The sequence below is a fragment of the Rothia mucilaginosa genome, assembly GCF_049990865.1.
Lineage (GTDB): Bacteria > Actinomycetota > Actinomycetes > Actinomycetales > Micrococcaceae > Rothia > Rothia mucilaginosa_I.
Genome location: NZ_CP188231.1, coordinates 1,402,506 through 1,427,726, shown reverse-complemented (window position 1 = coordinate 1,427,726; position 25,221 = coordinate 1,402,506). Strand labels below are relative to the sequence as shown.

At 57.4% G+C, this 25,221-nt stretch carries 15 protein-coding genes and 3 rRNA genes; all 18 read left to right on the top strand.

Going from position 1 to position 25,221, the window contains the following annotated elements; genetic code table 11:
* The first annotated feature begins 35 nt into the window (after positions 1–35).
* The 18 genes from ACP3RB_RS05550 to ACP3RB_RS05465 all read left to right on the top strand — a co-directional run bounded on the left by ACP3RB_RS05550 (position 36) and on the right by ACP3RB_RS05465 (position 25,213).
* Positions 36–830 (top strand): hypothetical protein, encoded by a 795-nt coding sequence (locus ACP3RB_RS05550; protein ID WP_426698748.1) that lies wholly within the window; start codon positions 36–38, stop codon positions 828–830.
* A 396-nt stretch (positions 831–1,226) separates the two neighbouring features.
* Positions 1,227–1,712, top strand: a complete 486-nt coding sequence (locus ACP3RB_RS05545) for an arginine repressor (protein WP_044150633.1) — start codon at positions 1,227–1,229, stop codon at positions 1,710–1,712.
* Between the two features lie 153 nt (positions 1,713–1,865).
* Positions 1,866–3,488, top strand: coding sequence for an AMP-binding protein (locus ACP3RB_RS05540; protein WP_426698747.1), 1,623 nt, complete (start codon positions 1,866–1,868; stop codon positions 3,486–3,488).
* A 133-nt stretch (positions 3,489–3,621) separates the two neighbouring features.
* Complete coding sequence (locus ACP3RB_RS05535; RefSeq protein ID WP_426698746.1) at positions 3,622–4,197, top strand: adenine phosphoribosyltransferase; 576 nt, start codon at positions 3,622–3,624, stop codon at positions 4,195–4,197.
* Positions 4,198–4,422: 225 nt separating this feature from the next.
* Entirely contained in the window at positions 4,423–6,717 is a 2,295-nt protein-coding gene (locus tag ACP3RB_RS05530; RefSeq protein WP_426698745.1) for a HelD family protein, read from the top strand.
* Between the two features lie 166 nt (positions 6,718–6,883).
* On the top strand, positions 6,884–8,188 hold the full coding sequence (tyrS, locus tag ACP3RB_RS05525; protein WP_311447032.1) for a tyrosine--tRNA ligase: 1,305 nt from the start codon (positions 6,884–6,886) through the stop codon (positions 8,186–8,188).
* A 1,017-nt stretch (positions 8,189–9,205) separates the two neighbouring features.
* Positions 9,206–10,734 (top strand): 16S ribosomal RNA (locus tag ACP3RB_RS05520).
* Positions 10,735–11,037: 303 nt separating this feature from the next.
* A 23S ribosomal RNA gene (locus tag ACP3RB_RS05515) occupies positions 11,038–14,128 on the top strand.
* Between the two features lie 56 nt (positions 14,129–14,184).
* A 5S ribosomal RNA gene (gene rrf / locus ACP3RB_RS05510) occupies positions 14,185–14,301 on the top strand.
* Together the 16S, 23S and 5S rRNA genes form the textbook arrangement of a ribosomal RNA operon.
* Positions 14,302–14,558: 257 nt before the next feature.
* Positions 14,559–15,695 (top strand): hypothetical protein, encoded by a 1,137-nt coding sequence (locus ACP3RB_RS05505; protein WP_426698744.1) that lies wholly within the window; start codon positions 14,559–14,561, stop codon positions 15,693–15,695.
* A 188-nt stretch (positions 15,696–15,883) separates the two neighbouring features.
* Positions 15,884–16,921, top strand: a complete 1,038-nt coding sequence (locus ACP3RB_RS05500) for an HAD-IIA family hydrolase (RefSeq protein WP_426698743.1) — start codon at positions 15,884–15,886, stop codon at positions 16,919–16,921.
* A complete protein-coding gene (locus tag ACP3RB_RS05495) occupies positions 16,914–17,081 on the top strand; it encodes a GTPase (RefSeq protein WP_296704540.1) in 168 nt (55 codons plus the stop codon). Before ACP3RB_RS05500 ends, ACP3RB_RS05495 begins: the two co-directional genes overlap by 8 nt.
* A 94-nt stretch (positions 17,082–17,175) precedes the next feature.
* Positions 17,176–17,904 (top strand): TlyA family RNA methyltransferase, encoded by a 729-nt coding sequence (locus tag ACP3RB_RS05490; RefSeq protein ID WP_049360431.1) that lies wholly within the window; start codon positions 17,176–17,178, stop codon positions 17,902–17,904.
* 288 nt (positions 17,905–18,192) lie between these two features.
* The gene (locus ACP3RB_RS05485) at positions 18,193–19,230 is read left to right on the top strand and encodes an NAD kinase (RefSeq protein ID WP_426698742.1); all 1,038 of its coding nucleotides are present in this window, start codon (positions 18,193–18,195) and stop codon (positions 19,228–19,230) included.
* Between the two features lie 19 nt (positions 19,231–19,249).
* Positions 19,250–20,968 carry a DNA repair protein RecN gene (gene recN / locus ACP3RB_RS05480; RefSeq protein ID WP_012903863.1) on the top strand — a complete coding sequence of 573 codons (1,719 nt, stop codon included), beginning with the start codon at positions 19,250–19,252 and terminating at the stop codon, positions 20,966–20,968.
* A 340-nt stretch (positions 20,969–21,308) separates the two neighbouring features.
* Positions 21,309–23,003, top strand: a complete 1,695-nt coding sequence (locus ACP3RB_RS05475; RefSeq protein ID WP_298592844.1) for a CTP synthase — start codon at positions 21,309–21,311, stop codon at positions 23,001–23,003.
* A 144-nt stretch (positions 23,004–23,147) separates the two neighbouring features.
* Positions 23,148–23,822, top strand: coding sequence for an NUDIX domain-containing protein (locus tag ACP3RB_RS05470; protein ID WP_303979356.1), 675 nt, complete (start codon positions 23,148–23,150; stop codon positions 23,820–23,822).
* Positions 23,823–23,899: 77 nt separating this feature from the next.
* The gene (locus ACP3RB_RS05465) at positions 23,900–25,213 is read left to right on the top strand and encodes a tyrosine recombinase (RefSeq protein WP_426698741.1); all 1,314 of its coding nucleotides are present in this window, start codon (positions 23,900–23,902) and stop codon (positions 25,211–25,213) included.
* Positions 25,214–25,221: the final 8 nt, after the last annotated feature.

The following is a 25,221-nucleotide window of genomic DNA, read 5'->3' as shown; positions in this document are numbered from 1 at the left end:
CCCTAGAAGATAGATGATGTGAGGGAGAGAGAGTAATGGCTAATCGAGAGAACTCGCGCGAGCAGGATGAGCTGTCGCAGTCTGAGGTCGAAGAAACCTACTTTGAAGATTCTGAATATGAGGATTCTGAGTACGGTGATTCTCAGTACGAGGATTCTGAGTATGAGGAGTACGACGAGTACGAGGATTACGACGACGAGGAAGAGAACTCCTCTCTTTTCGCGATGAGTGAGGAAGAGCTGGATGACCGTCCGGGCGTGAACTGGCTGTCGGTTCTTTCTGCTGCTGTTGCGGTTATTCTTTCCATTGTTTTGGCTGTTGTGGGTGTTCGTGCTTTTGCGTCGGTGAATAATAACGCTGAGTATGCAGGTAAGAGCTGGGTTATTCAGGGCACTTATCAGGATTTGACTCCTGACCTGATTACGAAGGGTAATGTGGCTCGTTATAAGGGCAACCTGCCAGCTGATGACGCACTGAACGGTAAGACGTATGTGTCGAACCTGAAGGATAAGTATCAGGTGACTTCGGGGGCTCCGATTGAGTTCCGTGGTTCGCAGACTGGTGATGTTCCCTCCGAGTTCCCGCGTGAGGTGGACGGCCTGCTGGTGGAGAAGAACGGTAGCCTTGAGGTTGTCTACACCGCTGAGAAGGGCACGTTGAAGCCTGTGACTGAGGCAAGCGTGAATGCTGAGCGTTTTGCCGGTATCGCAAGTATTGTTGGTGCGGTACTGGTGCTTCTGCTGGGTCTGGGTTTTGCTGTGTGGCTGAACCGCCGTTCGCGCGATGTCGAGTATGAGGATTTGGACGGTCTGGTGGAGGATGAGCGCTAGGCGTTCTGAATCCTAAGGACTCACCGGTTGACGTTTTGTTGAGGGAGCCTGTTTCTGGTGCACGTGGTGTGCTGGAGGCGGGCTCCTTTTTCGTGCTCGCCTGCCAGAGGTTTCTTGATTGGCGCGGCGCCCCAGCCCACAATATTCTTGCACGCTATGCATTCATTGCGAGGTTATGCGCCCGAATGTGTAGATACACGTTACATTCGCGGCGTTTTGCGTGACAGCTGGTGAGATAAACCCTGAAATTTCCCCCATATCTTGGAATAATCCGTATTTGGTGCGCATATTTATGTGCATATGTATTATCTTGGGTAGTAAAGAATGTTGCGCTGCGCCACCGTTGGGCAGCTCCGTTCTGAATTCGTGATTGGCACCGTAGGAAGAAGAGATATTATGCCTTTCCCCTCGACCAAGATCGCGCGTCAGGCACGCATCGTTGAATTGCTGCAGACCCGACGTGTCCGCTCCCAGGCTGAACTGGCGCAGTACCTGACCGATGATGGTATGAAGGTTACTCAGGCGACCCTTTCCCGTGATCTTGTTGAAATTGGCGCTGAGCGCATCCGCGATGAAGGCGCCGGCCTGATTTATGCTGTGCCGAATTACCCTGCTCGTCGTGGCGGTGGTACTGCACCTGATGCCCGTATGATTTCCCTGTTTAAGGAACTGCTGATTACCGCTGAGGGTTCGGCAAATATTACGGTTCTGCGTACTCCTCCGGGTGCTGCGCAGTTCTTGGCGTCGTCGATTGATCAGGGCGGTCTTGAAGCGATTATGGGCACTATTGCCGGTGACGATACGGTCATTGTGGTTACTCGTGACCCCAATGGTGGGGCTGCGCTTGCCGAGAGCTTCTTGGATTGGTCTGCTGCTCAGTAGTGGCTGGGGCGTATCTTGCGCTGTTCTTCTGATGTTTCGGGAGAGCGGTTGAGGGTACGCCCTTCTGCTGTCTTCGGGCTCTTTTCCGGGCATCTGGCTCGGCTTCTCCTTTTCTAGATATACCGATTTTTTCTGTGGTGAGAGTTTTCTATCATGTCTGAAATGCACGATTCAGCGAACAATATTGCCTACCTGTTGGCGGAGGCTGCTTCTGGTTCCGGTTCTGCTTCTGACTCTGGGGCTAAGGCGGCTTTGGCGATTCCGGCTTCTGACTCTGCTGATGTGCAGGTGGTGAGCTACGCGCAGTTGGCGTCTGCGGCTGCGCAGGTTCAGCGTCATGTGGCGGCGCTCGGTGTTGAGCGTGGCGACCGTGTTGCGTTGTCTATGCCGAATGTGGCGTTGATGCCGGCGTTGTATTACGGCATTGTGGCTGCGGGCGCGATTTGTGTTCCGTTGAATCCGCTGTTGTCGGGTGCTGAGCTGGAGTATCATCTGCGCGATAGCGGGGCGAAGGTGCTTTTTGCTTTTGCGGGTACTCGTCTGGCGTCGGAGGCGACCTCGACGGTGCCGGTGAAGAACGGTTCGGTTCGTTGTGAGATTTTCACCGGGGGAGAGGGTTCGCCGGTGGCTCCTTTTGATGCGCCTGCCGATAGCTCGCTGTCGGATGCTGTTCCGTCGGCTGCGGTGCTGGAGCCTGTCCCGGTGGCGGCGAGTGACCCGGCGATTATTCTGTACACGTCGGGTACGACTGGCCGTCCGAAGGGCGCGACGCTGACCCACGCGAATATCCTCTCGAATGCTCGTAGCTGCGTGAGCGTTTTTGGTTTCACCGCTGAGGACGTCATTTTTGGTGGTCTTCCGCTGTTCCATGCGTTTGGTCAGACGGTGTCGATGAACGCGGCGTTTGCGGCGTCGGCTACGGTTGCTTTGTTGCCGCGTTTTACCCCTGATGGTGCGCTGAATCTGATGGAGCGTGCGGGGGTGTCGGCGCTGGCTGCGGTCCCGAGCATGTACGTGTCGTTAGCGGCGGCGCTGGAGGCTGAGCCTGAGCGTGCGCGCTCGTTGCGTGGTCGCATCCGTTTCGGTATTTCGGGTGGCTCGCCGCTGCCCGCACCGGTGCATGCTGCGTTGAAGACGCTGATTGAGTGCCCGGTGTACGAGGGCTACGGCCTGAGTGAGACCTCGCCGGTGGTCTCCTTTAATCAGGCGGAGTTCGGCATGGTGCTCGGCTCGGTGGGTCGTGTGCTGCCGAGCGTGCAGGTGCAGGTGCGTTGCCCGGAAGGTTCCGAGTGTACGCCGGGCGTGAGCGGTCAGCTGTGGGTTCGCGGCGAGAACGTGATGGCTGGGTACTGGAATAATCCGGCGGCTACTGCTGAGGTTTTTGACGGCGAGTGGTTTGCGACCGGTGATGTTGCTCGTGTTGATGAGCAGGGCAATATTTTCATCGTGGACCGTATTAAGGACATGGTTCTGCGTAACGGCTATTCGGTGTATCCGCGTGAGATTGAGGATGTTCTCTACACCCATGAGCAGGTGCAGTCGGTAGCGGTGCTGGGTGTGCCGGATGAGCGCGTGGGTGAGGAGGTTGTCGCCGTGGTGATGCCGCGTCCTGGTGCGGATGAGGGGGTGCTGCAGGCGGAGTTGAATGCTTTGGCTCGTACTCGTTTGGCGGCGTATAAGTACCCTCGCCGTTATGTGATGGTGGAGAGTATGCCGCTGGGTCCGACCGGTAAGATCCTCAAGCGTGACTTGCGGGTTTCGATTCAGCAGGGCTGAACCCGCCAGGTGGTTTGTGGCGCTGTTCTGAGGACAACTGCGGGCGAAGAGGGTAGAATCTTGTAGGCGGCTTCTACCGCGTTATTGTTCCCGGTTGTTATGCCTGGGCTGAACCATCCACGAAAGAGAGAGCATGAGCGTTCCCGCTTCTGAGGCTTCGCGAACCCCTATTGAGCAGTTGATTCCGGCTGCTTGCGCTACGATTCCGAATTACCCGCACGAGGGTATCCTCTTTTACGATGTGACCACTCTCTTCGCTAATGCTGAGGTGTTCAAGGCGTGCATTGATGAGCTGGCTGCTCGTTTTGAGGGTCAGTTTGACGTGGTGGCTGGTGTTGAGGCTCGCGGTTTCTTGCTGGCTTCTGCGCTCGCGTACGCTACCGGTACTGGCGTTATGACGGTCCGTAAGGCGGGTAAGCTTCCGCGTGAGACGTACCGTGAGGAGTATGCGCTGGAGTACGGTAGCGCGGCGATTGAGATTCACTGTAATGATTTTGCGCCGGGCACTCGTGTTCTTCTGCTGGATGATTTGCTGGCGACTGGCGGTACTCTGGTGGCTGCCGCAAAGCTGGTGGAGCGCGCGAACCTGAAGGTTGCCGGCGTTGGCGCTCTTCTGGAGCTGGAGGGCCTGGGCGGCCGTGAGGCGCTGGACGGTTACCGTCTTGAGACGCTGAGCTTGGTGTCTGAGTACCCGCTGCCGTCCAACTAGTTTTATAGAGTTTGAGGCTGACCGCCCTTTGGGTGTGCGCAGCTGATATTGATGAGGGGTGCCCCGCCGGTTGAACCGGTGGGGCACTTTGCTGTGTATGCCTGTGTGGGTTTTCTACGGGGTAATATTTCTGCCCTTCGGAGCCTGTCCTGTAAAATAGTGACCCGTATTTTTGGGTGTCTGTCGCACCCTGTCTTTGAGGCACCATAGGTTTAAGGAGCTTACGTGTCATCTGAATCTCTACCCCAGCAGTCTGCTGATTCTTCGGCGGCTGAGAAGCTGTTTGCTGAGCAGATGGCTGCGGAGCGTGAGTATGTTGCTCGCGTGTATGCTCGCCTGGATGAGCTCCGTGAGGAGACGGCTGAGAAGCTGGCTGCTGTGCGTAAGAATCAGGCGGTGGGCGGTCACCAGAACCGTTCGGAGCGTGACTCTTTTGCTACTCACTATGAGGACCGTTTGGCGCAGCTGAATGCTGTGGATTCTCGTCTGACGTTTGGCCGACTGGATATGGACCGTGATGGCGCCGATGCGGTGCGTTATATCGGTCGTATTGGTATTACGGATAGCAATCAGCAGCGTCTGCTGATGGACTGGCGTGCCCCGGAGGCGGGTACGTTCTATCAGGCGACTGCTTTCCACCCGATGGGTGTACGCCGCCGCCGTCACCTGATGCTTGAGGGCCGCACTGTCGTAAATATTGAGGATGAGGTCTTCGATTCGGAGATGCTGCAGGATGAGGACGCCCTCCACGGTGAGGGCGCTCTGTTGGCGGCGTTGAATAAGAAGCGTACCGGCCGCATGGGCGATATTGTGGCGACGATTCAGGCTGAGCAGGATGCGATTATCCGCTCGGAGCTGCCGGGTGTGCGTGTTGTGCAGGGTGGCCCGGGTACCGGTAAGACTGCTGTGGCGCTGCATCGTGCGGCGTACCTGCTGTATACGAACCGTGAGCGCCTGTCGAAGGCTGGCGTGCTGGTGGTTGGTCCGTCGAATTCGTTCATGTGGTATATCGAGCGTGTGCTTCCTTCGCTGGGTGAGACCGGCGTGGTGATGTCTTCGTTGGCGACCCTGTACCCGGGTCTGCGTGCTGTGCCTGAGAAGGACCGCGCGGTTGCCGCGTTGAAGGGCGATTTGCGCATGGTGAAGGTTATTAAGCGTGCGGTGGCGGATCGTCAGAAGGTGCCGGCTCAGGTTCAGCGTCTGAATGTTGAGGGTACTGATGTTGAGCTGACTCCGGAGATGGTTCGTTCGGCTCGTTCTCGTGCTCGTTCGACGGGCAAGCCGCATAATGAGGCTCGTGAGACGTTCGTGAAGATTCTGTTGAAGGAGCTGACCGCGAAGCTGGATGATCAGCTGAACCGTGCGGCGGGTCGTGTGGTGGAGCGTCCGTATCTGCAGGATGATGTGCGTGCCTCGATGGATGTGCGCCGTGCCTTGAACCTGGCGTGGATGCCGCTGTCGCCTGAGACCCTGTTGCGCTCGCTGTTCTCGAAGCCGCACTATTTGGAGTCTGCGACTCGTGAGTTGTCGAAGGCTGAGCGTGCTCTGCTGGCTCGCCCGGCGGATGCCCCCTTTACGGAGGCTGATGTTCCTCTGCTGGATGAGGCTGCTGAGCTTTTGGGTGATTTTTCGAAGGTGACCGGTGCGGCTGCTGCGGCTCGTGCTGCGGCGGAGCATCGTGCGAACCTTGAGAATGCGGCGAAGGCTCTGGAGAATGTTCACCAGTCGCTGGAGGATATTGGCGCTGATGGCGTGATTACTCCTGAGCAGATTGCGATGATGAATGAGGTTCGTGGCGAGCGTATGACTGCTGCGGCTGCGGCGTCGGCTGATCGTACGTGGGCGTATGGCCATATTGTGGTGGATGAGGCTCAGGAGCTCTCGCCCATGCAGTGGCGTTTGCTGATGCGTCGTTGCCCGATGAAGTCGTTTACGATTGTGGGCGATATTGCTCAGGCTTCTTCTGCTGCGGCAGCTTCGTCGTGGTCGCAGGCGTTGGAGCCGTTTGTGGGTGATCGTTTCACGCTGGAGGAGCTGACGATTAATTACCGTACTCCGGCTCAGATTGCGGAGGCGGCGGTGTCGGTTGCTCAGGCTGCTGGCTATGAGGTGTCTGCACCTCGTGCGGTGCGTGAGGGCCAGTGGCCTCCGCTGGTTCATGAGGTTGCCTCCGAGTCTGTCGTGGAACAGACCGTGTCTGTGGTCAGCGAGGAGGTCGCTCATTCGGGTGGCGCTCTGATTGGTGTGGTGTGCCCGCCGAGCCTGTATGTTCAGACGGCTCAGGCTGTGGCTCGTGCTCATGCTGATTGTACGGGTACCGCGCAGACTGCGTTGGAGAATCAGGTGCTGGTTCTGACTCCGTGGGAGGCGAAGGGCCTGGAGTTTGACGTTGTGGTGATTGTTGAGCCGCAACAGCTGATTGATGATGCTGATGGCGCTGTGGGTGATTTGTACGTGTCGATGACTCGTCCGACTCAGCGCCTGCACATGGTGGGTTCGCGGATGCCCGCGGGTCTGTAGCCTTGCGGCTCGTGTAGCCTCTATCTGTTATTTCTGTGAGCCGTTGCCGCACCGGTTTGGACGCTCGCTTGGGTTTTTCTGAGCGTTTGGGCTGGTGCGGTGCTAGGCTTGTTACATATTTTGTTCGAGCGCCTTCGGGCGTTGTTACCTTGTGAATGGGAGAAGCATGTCTGCCGAGATCCTCAACGCGCAGCATAATGACGATACCTTCGAGAATATTTGGCAGGAGCTGAAGTGGCGTGGCCTGGTGCACGTGAGCACTGATGAGGCTGCTCTGGAGAAGGCGCTGAGCGAGGAGAGCCTGACTTTCTATACGGGTTATGATCCGACTGCGGCTTCTTTGCACCTGGGTCACCTGGTTCAGCTGCTGGTGATGCGTCGTCTGCAGCTGGCTGGTCACAAGCCGCTGGGTCTGGTGGGTGGTTTCACCGGTTTGATTGGTGATCCGCGTCAGACGTCTGAGCGTGTGCTGAACTCTCCTGAGGTTGTTGCTGAGTGGGTTAAGTCTCTGCGTGCTCAGATTGAGCGTTTCCTGTCGTTCGAGGGTGAGAACGCTGCTCGTATGGTGAATAACCTGGACTGGAGCGGTCAGATGTCTGCTCTGCAGCTGCTGCGCGATGTCGGTAAGCATTTCCGCGTGGGCACCATGGTGAAGAAGGAGATTGTTGCGAAGCGCCTGAACTCTGATGAGGGTATTTCGTACACCGAGTTCTCGTACCAGATTCTGCAGGGCCTGGACTTCTTGGAGCTGAACCGTCGTTTCGGTTGTACTCTGCAGACCGGTGGTTCTGATCAGTGGGGTAACCTGACGAGCGGTACTGAGCTGATTCGTAAGGTGGAGGGTAAGAGCGTTCACGCTATTGGTACTCCGCTGATTACTAACTCTGATGGCACTAAGTTCGGTAAGAGCGAGGGTAACGCTATTTGGCTGAACCCGCAGATGTGCTCGCCGTACGCTTTCTACCAGTTCTGGTTGAACACTGCGGATGCGGATGTAGTGGATCGTCTGAAGGTCTTTACGTTCTTGACTCGTGCTGAGATTGCTGAGTTTGCGGAGAAGGTTGAGAAGGAGCCGTTTAAGCGTGAGGCTCAGAAGACTCTGGCGTACCTGGTGACTTCGCTGGTTCACGGTACTGAGGCTACTGATCAGGCTGTGGCTGCTTCGGAGGCTTTGTTCGGTAAGGGCGATTTCGCTGCTCTGGATGAGGCTACCTTGGAGTCTGTGGTTGCTGAGCTTCCTTCGGCTAAGCTGCCTGCGGATCGTCTGGACATGATTTCTGTTCTGACTGAGCTGGGCTTTGCGAAGTCGAACTCTGAGGCTCGTCGCATTCTGAAGGAGGGCGGCGCTTCGGTGAACGGCGTGAAGGTTCAGGGCGAGGACGCAGCTATTTCTAAGGATGATCTGCTGCACGGTCGTTTTGCGATGGTTCGCCGTGGCAAGAAGAACCAGGGTGCTGTAGAGCTGATCTAATACAGCACTAATCTAGTCTTCTCGATACATATAGATGGGGAGGGGTTCTTCTCTGCTGAGTGTTTAGTACTGAGTGTTCGGTACTGAATGTTTGGTGGGGGAGTGCCCCTCCTTTCTGTTCCCTATATACATTCCCTACATACACAGGGCCCCTCCGTTAGGAGGGGCCCTTCTTGTATCGTTCTACTGCCATCTGCCATCTGCCATCTGCCATCTGCCATCTGCCACCTGGTTCTGTGCCTGTCTTTGTTCGCGAGGGCCTTTGTTTACGAGGGCTTTGGGGCACCTTGCGTCTCTGTTTTCGGGCTCCAGCGGCCTTCAGGGAGGGAAATTCGCAGATTTTTGAGGTTTTTTGGAAGTTTTTTGAAGATTTTCTAGCACCCGTAAAACGCTCTGACTAGGCTTTTTGGTGCCTGTGAGGGTGTTTGAGACCCTTTCAGCCCCTTGCTTGTGGTCTACTTCACCCATTTTCGGGTTGCAGACCCATTTCGGCATCTGTATAGTTGTATGAGTCGCCGCGGCGAGGAGGAAAAAACGAAGAGATTCTTCGGTGTTTCTCCTAGTCAGAAGCGGTTGAATGACTTTCAATTGTATAGTGTTTTGGTTTCTTACTTGAAGGAAATCCGAGTTGCCGGTTGGTGATGTTGGAGGAGTTTAGGAAAGAAACTTTGTGGTGCGAATCACGGAAAACGGATTTGCATGGCAAACAAAACGCTGGTATAGTTGATTGAGTTGCCGCGGGAATGCGGTAATAAACGAAATAACATGAATGACCGTTCAACGGTAAGACTTTCTTCGAATGAAGGGGTTGAGGTGTTGAATCGGTGTGTTGCTTGAGAACTCAATAGTGTGCTTTGTTCAATAAAATCACCGAATGGTGATGGAAACTGAAACTAATACCAAATATTTATTGATATTTGATAATCATCAAATGGTTTCAAATTTAGTCAGCTTGAGTCACGCACCCCCGTGTGTGATTCGCTGTTTGAGATCAGATTATCAAGCTTTTCTATTTTTTCAACGGAGAGTTTGATTCTGGCTCAGGACGAACGCTGGCGGCGTGCTTAACACATGCAAGTCGAACGATGAAGCCTAGCTTGCTAGGTGGATTAGTGGCGAACGGGTGAGTAATACGTGAGTAACCTACCTTTAACTCTGGGATAAGCCTGGGAAACTGGGTCTAATACCGGATACGACCAATCTCCGCATGGGGTGTTGGTGGAAAGCGTTATGTAGTGGTTATAGATGGGCTCACGGCCTATCAGCTTGTTGGTGAGGTAACGGCTCACCAAGGCGACGACGGGTAGCCGGCCTGAGAGGGTGACCGGCCACACTGGGACTGAGACACGGCCCAGACTCCTACGGGAGGCAGCAGTGGGGAATATTGCACAATGGGCGCAAGCCTGATGCAGCGACGCCGCGTGAGGGATGACGGCCTTCGGGTTGTAAACCTCTGTTAGCAGGGAAGAAGAGAGATTGACGGTACCTGCAGAGAAAGCGCCGGCTAACTACGTGCCAGCAGCCGCGGTAATACGTAGGGCGCGAGCGTTGTCCGGAATTATTGGGCGTAAAGAGCTTGTAGGCGGTTTGTCGCGTCTGCTGTGAAAGGCCGGGGCTTAACCCCGTGTATTGCAGTGGGTACGGGCAGACTAGAGTGCAGTAGGGGAGACTGGAATTCCTGGTGTAGCGGTGGAATGCGCAGATATCAGGAGGAACACCGATGGCGAAGGCAGGTCTCTGGGCTGTAACTGACGCTGAGAAGCGAAAGCATGGGGAGCGAACAGGATTAGATACCCTGGTAGTCCATGCCGTAAACGTTGGGCACTAGGTGTGGGGGACATTCCACGTTTTCCGCGCCGTAGCTAACGCATTAAGTGCCCCGCCTGGGGAGTACGGCCGCAAGGCTAAAACTCAAAGAAATTGACGGGGGCCCGCACAAGCGGCGGAGCATGCGGATTAATTCGATGCAACGCGAAGAACCTTACCAAGGCTTGACATATACTGGACCGCATCAGAGATGGTGTTTCCCTTCGGGGCTGGTATACAGGTGGTGCATGGTTGTCGTCAGCTCGTGTCGTGAGATGTTGGGTTAAGTCCCGCAACGAGCGCAACCCTCGTTCTATGTTGCCAGCACGTTATGGTGGGGACTCATAGGAGACTGCCGGGGTCAACTCGGAGGAAGGTGGGGATGACGTCAAATCATCATGCCCCTTATGTCTTGGGCTTCACGCATGCTACAATGGCCGGTACAGAGGGTTGCGATACTGTGAGGTGGAGCTAATCCCTAAAAGCCGGTCTCAGTTCGGATTGGGGTCTGCAACTCGACCCCATGAAGTCGGAGTCGCTAGTAATCGCAGATCAGCAACGCTGCGGTGAATACGTTCCCGGGCCTTGTACACACCGCCCGTCAAGTCACGAAAGTTGGTAACACCCAAAGCCGGTGGCCTAACCCTTTTGGGAGGGAGCCGTCTAAGGTGGGATTGGCGATTGGGACTAAGTCGTAACAAGGTAGCCGTACCGGAAGGTGCGGCTGGATCACCTCCTTTCTAAGGAGCACATTTAGTTGGCCATGCTACCCGCGAGTGTCGGGTGGGTGGTTTTGCTCATGGGTGGAATGTTGGTTTTGGGTTGGATGAGGCGCATTGTTGGGTTTTGGGGTAACACGCATGTGTTGTTCCTTTGTTTGCCTGGCATGGTGATGATGCAAAAGTGTTCTTTTGTGTTGTTGTTGTGTTGTGGGTTGTTGTTTGAGAACTATATAGTGGACGCGAGCATCTTCTGGAATTTGCGTTGAACTGACTTTGTGTTGGTTTGATTGTTGATTTTAGATTCTTATTTTTCTTGATTGTGTGTAAGTTATTAAGGGCACACGGTGGATGCCTTGGCATTAAGAGCCGATGAAGGACGTGTGAATCTGCGATAAGCCTCGGGGAGCCGATAACTGGGCTGTGATCCGAGGATTTCCGAATGGGGAAACCTGGCTCATCTTCATGGTGAGTTACCGCCAGCTGAATGTATAGGCTGGTTGGGGGGAACGCGGGGAAGTGAAACATCTCAGTACCCGCAGGAAGAGAAAATAAAGTAATGATTCTGTGAGTAGTGGCGAGCGAAAGCGGAAGAGACTAAACCTGTGGTGTGTGATAGCGGTTAGGCGTTGCATCATGGGGGTTGTGGGAGTCACAGTGGCAGTTCTAACTGGCTGCCGGCATGATGTTCAGGATGGTAGGTGAACGACTTGGAATGGTCGGCCGTAGAGGGTGAGAGTCCCGTAATCGAAATTGTTCTGTCCGTGGTGTGGCCACCCGAGTAGCACGGGGCTCGTGGAATCTCGTGTGAATCTGCCAGGACCACCTGGTAAGTCTAAATACTTCTTAATGACCGATAGTGAATCAGTACCGTGAGGGAATGGTGAAAAGTACCCCGGGAGGGGAGTGAAATAGTACCTGAAACCGTGTGCTTACAAGCCGTTGGAGCCTTTTGGGGTGACAGCGTGCCTTTTGAAGAATGAGCCTGCGAGTTAGTGTTATGTCGCGAGGTTAACCCGTGTGGGGTATCCGTAGCGAAAGCGAGTCTGAATAGGGCGTTTGAGTGGCATGACCTAGACCCGAAGCGGAGTGATCTATCCATGGCCAGGTTGAAGCGACGGTAAGACGTCGTGGAGGACCGAACCCACTTCAGTTGAAAATGGAGGGGATGAGCTGTGGATAGGGGTGAAAGGCCAATCAAACTCTGTGATAGCTGGTTCTCCCCGAAATGCATTTAGGTGCAGCGTTACGTGTTTCTTGCCGGAGGTAGAGCTACTGGATGGCCGATGGGCCTTCACGGGTTACTGACGTCAGCTAAACTCCGAATGCCGGTAAGTGAGAGCGTAGCAGTGAGACAGTGGGGGATAAGCTTCATTGTCGAGAGGGAAACAGCCCAGACCACCAACTAAGGCCCCTAAGCGTGTGCTAAGTGGGAAAGGATGTGGAGTTGCTTAGACAACCAGGAGGTTGGCTTAGAAGCAGCCATCCTTGAAAGAGTGCGTAACAGCTCACTGGTCAAGTGATTCTGCGCCGATAATGTAGCGGGGCTCAAGTACACCGCCGAAGTTGTGGCAATGATCTTTTTGGATTGTTGGGTAGGGGAGCGTCGTGTGGCCGGTGAAGCTGCGGTGTAAACCAGTGGTGGAGGCTATGCGAGTGAGAATGCAGGCATGAGTAGCGAAAGATGAGTGAGAAACTCATCCGCCGGATGATCAAGGGTTCCAGGGTCAAGTTAATCTGCCCTGGGTTAGTCGGGGCCTAAGGCGAGGCCGACAGGCGTAGTCGATGGATAACGGGTTGATATTCCCGTACCGGTGAAAAACCGCCCATACTGATATTGTGATGCTAACCATGCGAAGCATGATGTGCAGGCTTTTGTTTGTGTGTTGTGTGGGTTGTGGGACCCGATCTTTGGAGGTAAACGTGTTAACAGGTGTGACGCAGGAAGGTAGCCAAGCCACGCGATGGTTGTCGTGGTCTAAGCGTGTAGGGTTGTCGGTTGTTAAATGCGCCGGCTGTGTGCCTGAGACGTGATGGGACCCCGTTTTTGGGGGATTTGGTGATCCTATGCTGCCGAGAAAAGCATCGGCGTGAGGTTTTAGCCGCCCGTACCCTAAACCGACACAGGTGATCAGGTAGAGAATACTAAGGCGATCGAGAGAATCATGGTTAAGGAACTCGGCAAAATGCCCCCGTAACTTCGGGAGAAGGGGGACCTTGAGCGTGATGGGCACTTGCTGCCTGGAGCGTGTATGGGTCGCAGAGACCAGGGGGAAGCGACTGTTTATCAAAAACACAGGTCCGTGCGAAGTCGTAAGACGATGTATACGGACTGACTCCTGCCCGGTGCTGGAAGGTTAAGAGGATTGGTTAGCCCTTTTTGGGCGAAGCTGAGAATTTAAGCCCCAGTAAACGGCGGTGGTAACTATAACCATCCTAAGGTAGCGAAATTCCTTGTCGGGTAAGTTCCGACCTGCACGAATGGAGTAACGACTTCCCTACTGTCTCAACCATGAACTCGGCGAAATTGCAGTACGAGTAAAGATGCTCGTTTCGCGCAGCAGGACGGAAAGACCCCGTGACCTTTACTATAGTTTGGTATTGGTGTTTGGTTTGGCTTGTGTAGGATAGGTGGGAGACTGTGAAGCATGGACGCTAGTTTGTGTGGAGTCGTTGTTGAAATACCACTCTGGTCAATCTGGATGTCTAACTTCGGGCCATGATCTGGTTCAGGGACAGTGCCTGATGGGTAGTTTAACTGGGGCGGTTGCCTCCTAAAGTGTAACGGAGGCGCCCAAAGGTTCCCTCAGCCTGGTTGGCAATCAGGTGTTGAGTGTAAGTGCACAAGGGAGCTTGACTGTGAGACTGGCAGGTCGAGCAGGGACGAAAGTCGGGACTAGTGATCCGGCGGTACGTTGTGGAACGGCCGTCGCTCAACGGATAAAAGGTACCTCGGGGATAACAGGCTGATCTTGCCCAAGAGTCCATATCGACGGCATGGTTTGGCACCTCGATGTCGGCTCGTCGCATCCTGGGGCTGGAGTCGGTCCCAAGGGTTGGGCTGTTCGCCCATTAAAGCGGTACGCGAGCTGGGTTCAGAACGTCGTGAGACAGTTCGGTCCCTATCCGCTGCGCGCGTTGGAAATTTGAGAAAGGCTGTCCTTAGTACGAGAGGACCGGGACGGACGAACCTCTGGTATGTCAGTTGTACCGCCAGGTGCATGGCTGATTGGCTACGTTCGGGAGGGATAACCGCTGAAAGCATCTAAGCGGGAAGCCTGTTTCGAGATGAGATTTCCTGGCACTTTGGTGTGTGAGGCTCCTTATAGATGATGAGGTTGATAGGCCGGGTATGGAAGCGGGGACTGAAGACTCGTGGAGTTGACTGGTACTAATAGGCCGAAGGCTTACTTTTTCGAGAATTGTTGTTTGCGTTCACTGTATGGTTTTTGGATAACAATCCCGTAGGTTTGCGGTGATTATAGCAAGAGGGAAACGCCTGGTTCCATTCCGAACCCAGAAGCTAAGACTCTTTGCGCCGATGGTACTGCACTTTTGTGGGTGTGGGAGAGTAGGTCATCGCCGCTTTATTATTCAATAGCCCCGGCTTCGCCGGGGCTATTTTTGTTTGGGGAGGCCCTTAGGCCTCCCCGTTTGTCTTTAACATCCCATCAGTACGGGTGCACGGAAGGTGCTCTCTATACTAGAATAGTATGGCTTATGTTTAGGCATTAGTGGGTGTATCTAAAGCACCCCTCATAGAGTTGATGCCTCAGGCAGCGGTTCGCCCGAATCGACTGCATACCCTACCCGCCCACACTGGCGGATACCTCCCAAGGAGATTCATGTCTGAGACCCCCCGTCACGAGTCTAACGGCTCCGGCCCCCGCCAGCACCGCAAGAACAGCGGAGGAAAGGACTTCCGCTCCAAGAAGGGCGGCAAGAACTTTGGCGGCAAGGGCGGTTTCAAGCGTAACGACCGCGGAGGCAAGAAGTTTGACGGTCGTCGCTCCGACTCCCGTTCCAAGGCACCTCGCTCCAACGGTCCCGAGGCTGAAGCACCTCGCGAAGAAGTACGCAGCATTGGTGGCCGTGCAGGCTACCGCCCCGCAAAGCCCAAGGCACCGGAAATTGACGACGACATCACCGGCCGCGAGCTGGACGGTGCAACCTTCCGTCAGCTGCGCGCCCTGGAGCCGCGCAACGCAGAAACCGTCGCAAAGCACCTCGCCATGGCAGGTCGCTACCTCGACATCGACCCCGAATTCGCGCTGGAACACGCCGTTGCCGCGTCCCGCAGCGCGGGCCGTATTGCCGCAGTACGCGAAGCTGTTGGCGTCGCCGCATATGTGGCAGAAGACTTTGAACTGGCACTGCGCGAACTGCGCACCCACCGCCGTATCAGCGGCTCCGTAGACCACCTGGCACTGCTGGTGGACTGCGAACGTGCGCTCGGCCGCCTGCCCAAGGCAATGGAAATGATTGCAGAATTCAAGAAAGAAGAACTACCCGCCAATGTGCGCGTAGAGCTCGCCATCGTTGAATCCGGCATCCTCAGCGATCAGGGCAAGAAGTCTGAGGCTGTCGTAGCACTGCAGATTCCCCAGCTGAACCCCAAGCGCGCCTTCGAGTACAGCCCCCGCCTGTTCAGCGCATACTCCGACGCGCTGGCTAACGCTGGCCGCAACCAGGAAGCAGAACGCTGGGCACGCCTCGCATTCATGGCAGAAGCAGCACTGGGCCAGGGCAACTTCGCAGAACCCGAAATCTTCGACATCTTCGGTGAAGCAGGCCTCTTCGAACAGGAAGAGAAGTCCGTAGAACTCACTGAGACCGCAGAAGAAGCTGAAGAGACCGCTGAAGCTTCCGCAGAAGAGGAAGCAAACGAAGCTGAAGAAGAGGCAGCTGAGGACGAGAAGACCGAAGCGCCTAAGACCGAAGCACCCAAGCCTGAAGAAGCAGAAGAAACCTCCGCAGAATAAGACTGCAGAGAATCTAAGAATTCTGAATACTTGACCTATGTGTCAGCGTGAAACCGCTGGACGCCACACCCAAGCAGGGGAGAGCGTCCAGCGGTTTTCCATATAATCGTCCGAAGGCACCAACGCTAGAGTGTCTAACAGGTACGATTAATAGCGACAACCGCCAGAGACCCCGAGAGGAACACTCTATGACCACGAACGCACTCCTATCCCGCTACGATGCCCTCCTCTCCGACCTGGACGGCGTAGTCTATGCAGGCCCCTTCGCCATCGAAGGTGCACCCGAAGCGCTCAACCGCGCCGAAGAAGAACTCAACGTACCGGTCATCTTCGTCACCAACAACGCATCGCGCTCCGTAGAATCCGTAGCAGAGCACCTGCGTGAACTGGGTGTACACACCCGAGCAGAACGAGTCGTCAGCTCCGCACAGGCAGGCGCCGCGCTACTCGCACAGTATGTACCCGCAGGCTCCAAAGTACTCATCACCGGCACCGAAGCACTTGCCGACTGTGTTCGTGCAGTAGGCCTCGAAACCGTCCGCAAGGAAGAAGAAGGCCCCGTAGCCGTCATCCAGGGATTCGACCCTAAGATCGGCTGGGAAGACCTCGCGGAAGCTGCCTACACCCTCGCAAACCCCGATGTACTGTGGATTGCAACCAACACCGATCAGAGCATCCCTAAGGAACGAGGCCAGGCACCCGGTAACGGCACCCTCGTAGCAGCCGTGGCAAGCGCAACCCGCCGCACCCCGCTCGTCGCGGGCAAGCCCGAAGCGCCCATCTTCCACACCGCAGCGCAGGCTGTAAACTCCAGCCGTCCCGTCATCGTGGGCGACCGCCTGGACACCGATATTCTCGGCGCCAACAACGCAAAGATGGACGGCGCCCTCGTCCTCACCGGCGTACAGACCTACCGGGACGTCATCGAAGCCGTGCCGAACCAGCGTCCGACCTATATTCTGCGCACCCTCGAGGACTTCTTCGCACCCTACCCCGACATTGAGGTGCTCTACGAAGGGTACGAAGTCATCGCAACCGGCCCCACCTGGCAGGCACGAGTTCGCGGTGAAAACCTGAGCCTGACCGGCCCCAAGATTGAAGATGCCGAAGCATTTGCGGGTAGCGAGAGCGAAGCCGAAGCATGGCGCGTAGCCTGCGCGGCATGGTGGGCAGCAAACCCCGAACAGGGCGCACGACCCAACATCCAGGGGATTCCCGGTGCCTAAAGAACCGGACACTAACAGCACGGCAGAGGAAAACGCTGAGCTTGACGCAGAATTCGAGCGTCAGCTGGCGGCGACCCTCGCCATGGACCCCGTAGAGCGCGTCAAGCGCCTCGAAACGATGAGTGAGCAACTGGAGAAGGACCTCGAAAACCTCTCCTAGTTCGCGGCGGTGAACCCTCAGAACAGTAATGCTCTGAGGGTTCACCGGCACTAGATAACCCGTAACCAGAGGACAGAAAGAAGACAAGGACACTGTGCGCCTCGATAAATACCTGGTCGAAGCCGGATTCGTGAGCTCCCGAACCCTCGCCGCAAAACTCATTGCGGCAAGAGACGTGCAAGTCAACGGCAAAGTTGCACGCAAAGCGTCCATGCTCGTAGGTCCCGAGGACACCCTCTACGTGCGCCAGAGCGAGCTGACCGAATACGTCAGCCGCGCAGGCCACAAACTCGCCGGTGCCCTCGACGCGTTCCCCGATATTGAGGTGGAGGGCAAGCGCTGCCTGGATGCGGGAGCATCCACCGGAGGCTTTACCGACGTGCTGCTTCGTCGAGGAGCCGCCCATGTAGCCGCCGTTGACGTAGGACACGGGCAGCTCGTGGACGCGCTACGCGAAGAACCGCGAGTCGGCGTGTACGAAGGACTCAACGTTCGCTACATGAAGCCCGAAGATATTGGTGGACAGGTCGAACTGACGGTTTCTGACCTCTCGTTCATCTCGCTGACCCTGGTTATGGAGGCGCTAGCGAACGCAACCGAAACCGGCGGCGACCTGGTGCTCATGGTCAAGCCGCAGTTCGAGGTCGGCAAGCACCGCATCGGACGCGGGGGAGTGGTGCACGAAGAATCCGCCCGCCGTGAGGCCGTGGAAAAAGTCCAGGCATCTGCGGTAAGCCACGGATTGCGCGTGATGGGTATGGAACCCAGCCCGCTCCCCGGACAGGACGGCAACGTAGAGTACTTCCTCTGGTGCAAAAAATAAATATTGTGCAGAAAATAAATAGTGCGAAGGCAGTCTGAGAAAAACCGCTCGGTAACGCAGGACGCGTTGAGGGCGGGGCTTTCTCAGGCTGCCGCGCTATTCAGGGGCATTTTAGTTGGGGGGTATTTTAGTCGGGAGTATTTTTCCACAGGTATTTTAGAAAGACCCCAACTGTACGTTATTCGAAATAATTTTCTAAAAATATGGTGATTTAGAAAATCTTCGAGAACATATTCGGTATGATAGGTGTAGATACACCATCTCAACACCCGACGGGAGAGAGTCATTATGGCAGAACACGAAAGCCACGCACCGCAGGGAGCAACCGCACAGGTAGCTGCCGCAGGTGCGCGTCATGGTTCCGAACGCCATGAGTCTGATCGTTATGGTTCCGAAGACTCGGTGGAACAACGTCACCGTAAGATTCTCGTCTTCGCCCACGTGGGGCGCAAAGAAGCACGAGATGCCGCCCGACAGGCGTGCACCCAGCTCTACGAAGCAGGACTTGCGCCCGTCATGACTCGCTCCGATCTGGAAACCCTGAGTGAAAACTGGGACGAGCCCGTCCCCGTGCAGGTCGTCCACGAATCCGTGGCGCTTATCGACATTGAGCTCGGCGTGGTGCTCGGTGGTGACGGTTCGATTCTTCGCGCCGCCGAAATGGTGCGCCGAACCAGCGTTCCGCTCATCGGTGTGAACCTGGGACACGTCGGCTTCCTCGCCGAATCCGAAGAGAGCGACCTGACCGAAACCGTTCGCTGCATTGTCAACAACGAGTACACCGTTGAAGAACGCATGGCAATCGACGTGGACGTCTGGAACGACGGCAAGCGAGTGCACAGCGACTGGGCACTGAATGAAGCCAGCGTCGAAAAAGGCAACCGCGAAAAAATGATTGAAGTCATTATCGAGGTAGACTGCCGCCCGCTCAGTAGCTTCGGTTGCGACGGCGTGGTTATGGGAACCCCCACCGGCTCGACCGCCTACGCTTTCTCCGGTGGTGGCCCGGTCGTATGGCCCGAAGTTGAAGCAATTCTCATGGTGCCGCTCTCGGCTCACGCGCTCTTTGCGCGCCCGCTGGTAGCAGCGCCGACCTCCACCCTGGCGGTAGAAATGATGCCCGGAAACGGCGCCTCCGGCGTGCTCTGGTGCGATGGCCGCCGAACCGTAGAGCTGGACCCCGGCTCCCGTATTGAGGTGCGACGCTCCGAAAAGTCGGTGCTGCTCGCCCGTATCCACCCGGCTCCCTTCTCCGAGCGACTGGTGCGTAAATTTGAGCTTCCGATCCGTGGCTGGCGCGGCCCGCAGGATACCGAGAAGCACTAAAGAAAAGGAATGAACGTTCGTGATTGAGGAAATCCATATTCGAGACCTCGGCATCATCACCGATGCGAGGCTCCCCCTCGAACCCGGATTCTCCGTGCTGACCGGCGAAACCGGCGCAGGTAAAACCATGGTCGTCACTGCCCTCGGCATGCTCCTGGGCGCCCGATCCGACGCATCCAGCGTGCGCAACGGAGCCAAGAGCGCCCTTGCCGAAGCAGTGATTCGTCTGCCCCACGGGCACCGCGCCCTCGAGCTTGCCGAAGAAGCCGGCGGCACCGCCGAAGACATCGACGAACAGACCTCCGAGCTGCTTCTGGCGCGCACCGTCAACGCCTCGGGACGCTCCCGCGCCCATGTTGGCGGTTGCTCCGCACCCATTGGAACCCTGTCTCAGATTGGTCAGACTCTTGTTGCAGTCCACGGCCAGTCCGATCAGCTGCGCCTCAAATCAGCGGCAGAGCAGCGCCACTCCCTCGACCTGTACGCCGGTGAAGAACTTGCCAACCTGCTTGAGAAGTACCGCGAAAACTACGAGCGATACCGCGCCGCCGCCGCAGAGCTGAAGGAAGTACGCGAAAACTCTCGCGCACGCGCCCTTGAAGCGCAGACCCTGCAGGGCGCCCTCGAAGAAATCAGCGCCGTCAACCCGCAGGCCGGGGAAGAAGAAGAGCTCAAAGCCGAAATGGTGAAGCTCATGAATGTTGAAGCGCTACGCATTGCCTCGGCAACCGCCTCCGCGGCGCTCAGCGGTAGCGAATACTCTACCGGCGACGAGCAGAGCGTCATGAGCCTGCTCGATGCAAGCCGCTCCGCGCTACAGGCGCAGGCAGACGCTGATGAAGAGCTTGCCTCCCTCGCGGCGCGCGTCAACGAACTGCTGATTCTTGCCACCGATATCTCCTCGGATCTGTCCTCCTACATGGCCTCTCTGGACGTTGAAGGCCCCGAACGCCTGGCGCAGGTGCAGACTCGCCGCGCCCAGCTGGCGACCCTCACCCGCAAGTACGGTGCCGATATTGCCGAGGTTCTCGAATGGGCCGAAGAATCCCGTGCACGCCTTGAGACCCTGGTGGACGACCCGCAGCGACAGGAAACTCTGGAAACCGAGCTGGTACAGCTACGCAAGGTACTCGGCGCCCAAGCGGAAGAGCTGACCGCCCTGCGCCGTGCCGCCGCGCAGAAGCTGGCGGATGCCGTCAGCGAGGAGCTCACCGCCCTTGCCATGCCGAACGCCTCCCTGGTTGTGGAGGTCGCCGAAGCTGAAAAGTTCTCGGTGCACGGTCGAGACACCGTGACCTTCATGCTGGCCCCGCACCGAACCGCCGTGCCGCGCCCGCTCGGTAAGGGCGCCTCCGGCGGTGAGCTCTCCCGCGTGATGCTCGCCCTGGAGGTAGTGCTCGCCGAAGTGGACCCCGTACCCACCTTCATCTTCGATGAGGTGGACTCCGGCGTGGGCGGTAAGGCCGCTATCGAAATCGGTCGCCGCCTCGCCATGCTCGCCCGACATGTGCAGGTTTTGGTGGTCACCCACCTGCCGCAGGTTGCCGCCTTCGCGGACCAGCACATCCTCGTGCTGAAAAATGATGACGCGTCCCTCTCAAAGGTCAAGGTACTTTCCGAAGAGGAACGCGTGGTGGAGCTGGCGCGAATGCTCTCCGGACACGATCAATCAGAATCGGCACGAGAGCATGCCCGCGAGCTGCTGGCTGCCGGTCGAGAAGTGCCGCAGGGGCGCTGAAGCTGACGGCAACTCTGCCGGGAAAAGCATGAGGAAAGTGCTGGCAAAAGCTCCGAAAGGTAGTGTCTTTCGCGCCAAAGACCAATAAGGGGTCTGAAGCGCGTGAGCGTGCCTCAGAAAGCTGTCGGTACAGCCCGTGCAGGTGACCAATAGCGGCGCATGGAGTCCAGAGGATGTGAGATACTCTGAGAATGCTCCTACACCTGCTTCTACACGGCGCGGCGGGAATAATAAATCCTCTGCTCCGTTTACAGTGGTGATAAGGACAAATAGGGGAGGGAGAGTTGCCTGCGAGAATCCTCTCGCGGCAAAACCCTCTGCTTGGATAGCAGACAAGAAAATGGTAGGCTTGAATTCCGTGGTGAATGAAAAAAATAACGCTCTGAACGCGTCCTCTAACGACAAGGTAACCCGCCAGATTTTCGTGACCGGCGGCGTTGCATCTTCTCTCGGTAAGGGCCTGTCGGCCTCTTCCCTCGGTCAGCTTCTTCGCGCACGTGGCCTCTCTGTGACCATGCAGAAGTTCGACCCCTACCTGAACGTCGACCCCGGTACGATGAACCCCTTCCAGCACGGTGAAGTCTTTGTCACCGACGACGGTGCTGAAACCGACCTCGACATCGGACACTACGAGCGCTTCCTGGACGAAAACCTCGACCAGTCCGCTAACGTGACCACCGGTCAGGTCTACTCCTCCGTCATCGCAAAGGAACGCCGCGGCGAATACCTCGGCGACACCGTCCAGGTCATCCCTCACATTACCGACGAAATCAAGGCCCGCATGCGTCACGCAGCGGAAATTGACAACGCACCCGACATCATCATCACCGAAATCGGTGGTACCGTCGGCGATATCGAGTCCCTGCCCTTCATGGAAGCAGCACGCCAGGTACGCCGCGATGTTGGCCGCAAGAACGTCTTCTTCCTGCACGTCTCCCTGGTGCCCTTCATCGGCCCCTCCGGCGAGCTCAAGACCAAGCCGACCCAGCACTCCGTCGCAGCACTGCGCGGCCTGGGCATCCAGCCTGACGGTCTGATCCTGCGCTGTGAGCGTGAGGTCCCCGTATCGCACCGTACCAAGATCGGTAACGCATGCGACGTGGACAGCGACGCAGTCATCTCCTGCGCCGATGCACCCAGCATCTACGACATCCCCAAGACCCTGCACAGCCAGAAGCTCGATGACTACATCCTCGACTACTTCGGCATTGAAGCTCCCGCACCGGACTTCACCCAGTGGGACCGCCTGCTCGACGCAGTGCACCGCCCCGCAGCAGAGGTCAACGTTGGCCTGGTTGGTAAGTACATCGACCTGCCCGACGCCTACCTGTCCGTCTCCGAGGCTCTGCGTGCCGGCGGCTTCGCAAACAACGTGAAGGTCAACATCAAGTGGGTTGCAGCCGACCTGTGCGCAACCGACGAAGATGCAGACCACCAGCTGCGCAACATGGACGCAATCCTCGTGCCCGGCGGCTTCGGCATCCGCGGTCTAGACGGCAAGATCGGTGCCCTCAAGTACGCACGCGAGCACAAGATCCCGACCCTGGGCATCTGCCTCGGCCTGCAGTCCATGGTCATCGAGTACGCACGCAACGTACTTGGCCTGCGCGAAGCATCCTCCACCGAGTTCGACCCGGAAACCTCCGTGCCGGTCATCGCAACCATCGAAGAGCAGAAGCAGTTCGTCGAAGGTGCAGGCGACCTGGGCGGCACCATGCGCCTGGGCCTGTACAAGGCAAACCTCGTTCCCGGCTCTCAGGTTGCTAAGGCATACGGTGCAACCGAGGTTGCAGAGCGTCACCGCCACCGCTACGAGGTGAACAACGAGTACCGCGAGCAGCTTGAAGAAGCAGGCCTGCTCATCTCCGGTACTTCTCCGGACTCCTCGCTGGTCGAGTACGTGGAGCTGCCCGCAGAGGTACACCCCTACTACGTGGCAACTCAGGCACACCCCGAGTACCGCTCGCGTCCGACCCGCCCGCACCCGCTCTTCTCCGGCCTGATTAAGGCTGCTCTGGAGCGCCGCGGCGCCTAACATCTAGGCACAACGTTCAGCATCCCGCTCACCCCGCACAGGGGTCAGCGGGATGCTTTCGTTTAAACCCGAACGTGCTTTAAACCGTGCCCGTACCTGACGCGCCAAACGTGGCGGGGCTAAGAAGCCGCCTACAATGAAAGAATGAGCAACAACCAGCAGATTATTGATGCACCCTCCGAACGCACCATCCGCACCCGCACCGTGAAGTACAGCGGCTACGTGATCGAAACGACCGTCGAAGAGTACGAACTCAACGAAAACACCGTGCTGACCCGCGACGTCGTGGAAATGCCCGGCGCCGTCGCCGTAGCGGTCCTCAACGACAACAACGAACTGCTGATGCTCAACCAGTACCGCCACCCGGTGCGCATGAACCTCTGGGAAGTACCCGCCGGACTACTCGATATTGACGGTGAAGACCCCCTGGTCGCCGCGCAGCGCGAACTCGCCGAAGAAGCAGACCTGCAGGCAGGCACCTGGAACGCTCTGACCGACTACTTCAGCAGCCCCGGCGCAACCAGCGAAGCAGGCCGCGTCTACCTGGCACGCAACCTCTCAGAACTGCCCGCCGAAGAACGTAGCGAACGAACCGACGAAGAAGCAGAAATGACCTACCGCTGGGTGCCCCTCGCCGATGCGGTACAGCTGGTACTGGGGGGAAAGGTTCACAACGCGCTCGCTATCCAGGCGGTACTCGCTACCTACGCGGCGGCACAGAACAACTTTGAAGGCCTGCGCCCTGCCGAGGGCGGCTGGGAGTTCCACCCCTACATGGGCCAGCGCCGCGAAAAGCCGGAGAACTTCCGCAACCACTGAGAACGGAACACAGGGGCGGGGGAGTAGCCCTGCCTACGGCAAGCTCGAATATCAAGAGAACCGACAGAGGAGATAGCGTGAAGCAGGAAAAAAGCACGGAGAGTAAGACACCCCGCGGCGCGGGTCTGCTCGGTGTGCCCTCTTCTGCCGGTTCCTCTGTGCTGGGCTCTTCCCATCAGGAGGCGCAGACCCCGCTACAGAAAGCCATTGACCAGTACCTCATCCACCTGCGCGTGGAGCGAGGAAGCAGCGAACACACCATCGCCTCCTACGCACGTGACCTGCGACGATACAGCGCCTACATGGCGACCCTCGGCGTCATCGACCCCGAACGCATCACCACCGCGCAGGTGCGCTCCTTCATGCGGGAACTCGCTGCCCCCACCGTGCCCCTAGCTGGATTCGTCGCCGGATTTGACGCGGGGGAGAAGAACAACCAGAACGCGCAGGAAGCCCAGGAAGTACAGGAAGAAGCCGCAGAATCGCTGGCGCTGATGATTGCCTCCGAATCGGGGCGAGGTGCTGGAACCGGGCGCGCTGGAAAAGGGCGTGTTGGAAACGGGCGTGCCGGGCAGTCGAAAGCCGGGGAGTTGGAAAAAGAAACGCCAACTGCTGAAGGCGCACCGAGCCTGCCCCTACCCTTGGGGCCGAACTCCATCGCCCGCACTATGGCGGCAGTCCGCGGAGCGCACGCCTTCTGGGTCTCTGCGCTCATCGTGCCCACCGACCCGGCGGCACCGGTTACCCCGCCCAAGAACGTTAAGCGTCTGCCCAAAGCTATTACCGTGGAGCAGATGCAGCGCCTCCTCGCCGTGCCGGATCGAGACACTCCCATCGGCCTGCGAAACCGAGCCATACTCGAATTCCTCTACGCCACCGGCGCGCGCGTGAGCGAAATGCTCAACGCCGATATCGACGACGTGCACTTCGAGGGAACCCTCACCGATGAAGACGGCAACCAGATCACCCTGCCCGGCTACGTTCGACTCTTCGGCAAAGGAAACAAAGAACGGCTCGTACCCATCGGAAGCTACGCCCAAAAAGCAATCCAAGACTACCTGGTGCGTGCCCGCCCCTCCCTTGTAGCGCACGGTAAAGGCACCGCCGCGCTCTTCGTCAACGGACGAGGCGGCAGACTCGGACGCCAAGGCGCCTGGCTCATCCTCAAGGAAGCCGCCGAAGCCGCCGGGCTCAGCTCCGACTTCTCGCCGCACTCCATGCGCCACAGCTTCGCAACGCACCTGCTGCAGGGCGGAGCCGATATTCGCGTGGTGCAAGAACTGCTCGGGCACGCCTCCATCGCCACCACGCAGGTGTACACCAAGGTCACGCCCGAGGGGCTCATGGAGGTGTACCGCATGGCGCATCCGCGTGCCCACGAACGGGGATAAACCCCGTC

What these genes read in the sequence shown, in the direction of transcription:
- ACP3RB_RS05540 (WP_426698747.1), top strand. Translation starts at nt 1,866, where the DNA reads ATGTCTGAAATGCACGATTCAGCGAACAATATTGCCTACCTGTTGGCG.
- ACP3RB_RS05470 (WP_303979356.1), top strand. Translation starts at nt 23,148, where the DNA reads ATGAGCAACAACCAGCAGATTATTGATGCACCCTCCGAACGCACCATC.
- ACP3RB_RS05535 (WP_426698746.1), top strand. Translation starts at nt 3,622, where the DNA reads ATGAGCGTTCCCGCTTCTGAGGCTTCGCGAACCCCTATTGAGCAGTTG.
- ACP3RB_RS05485 (WP_426698742.1), top strand. Translation starts at nt 18,193, where the DNA reads ATGGCAGAACACGAAAGCCACGCACCGCAGGGAGCAACCGCACAGGTA.
- ACP3RB_RS05475 (WP_298592844.1), top strand. Translation starts at nt 21,309, where the DNA reads ATGGTAGGCTTGAATTCCGTGGTGAATGAAAAAAATAACGCTCTGAAC.
- ACP3RB_RS05550 (WP_426698748.1), top strand. Translation starts at nt 36, where the DNA reads ATGGCTAATCGAGAGAACTCGCGCGAGCAGGATGAGCTGTCGCAGTCT.
- ACP3RB_RS05505 (WP_426698744.1), top strand. Translation starts at nt 14,559, where the DNA reads ATGTCTGAGACCCCCCGTCACGAGTCTAACGGCTCCGGCCCCCGCCAG.
- tyrS (WP_311447032.1), top strand. Translation starts at nt 6,884, where the DNA reads ATGTCTGCCGAGATCCTCAACGCGCAGCATAATGACGATACCTTCGAG.
- ACP3RB_RS05500 (WP_426698743.1), top strand. Translation starts at nt 15,884, where the DNA reads ATGACCACGAACGCACTCCTATCCCGCTACGATGCCCTCCTCTCCGAC.
- ACP3RB_RS05545 (WP_044150633.1), top strand. Translation starts at nt 1,227, where the DNA reads ATGCCTTTCCCCTCGACCAAGATCGCGCGTCAGGCACGCATCGTTGAA.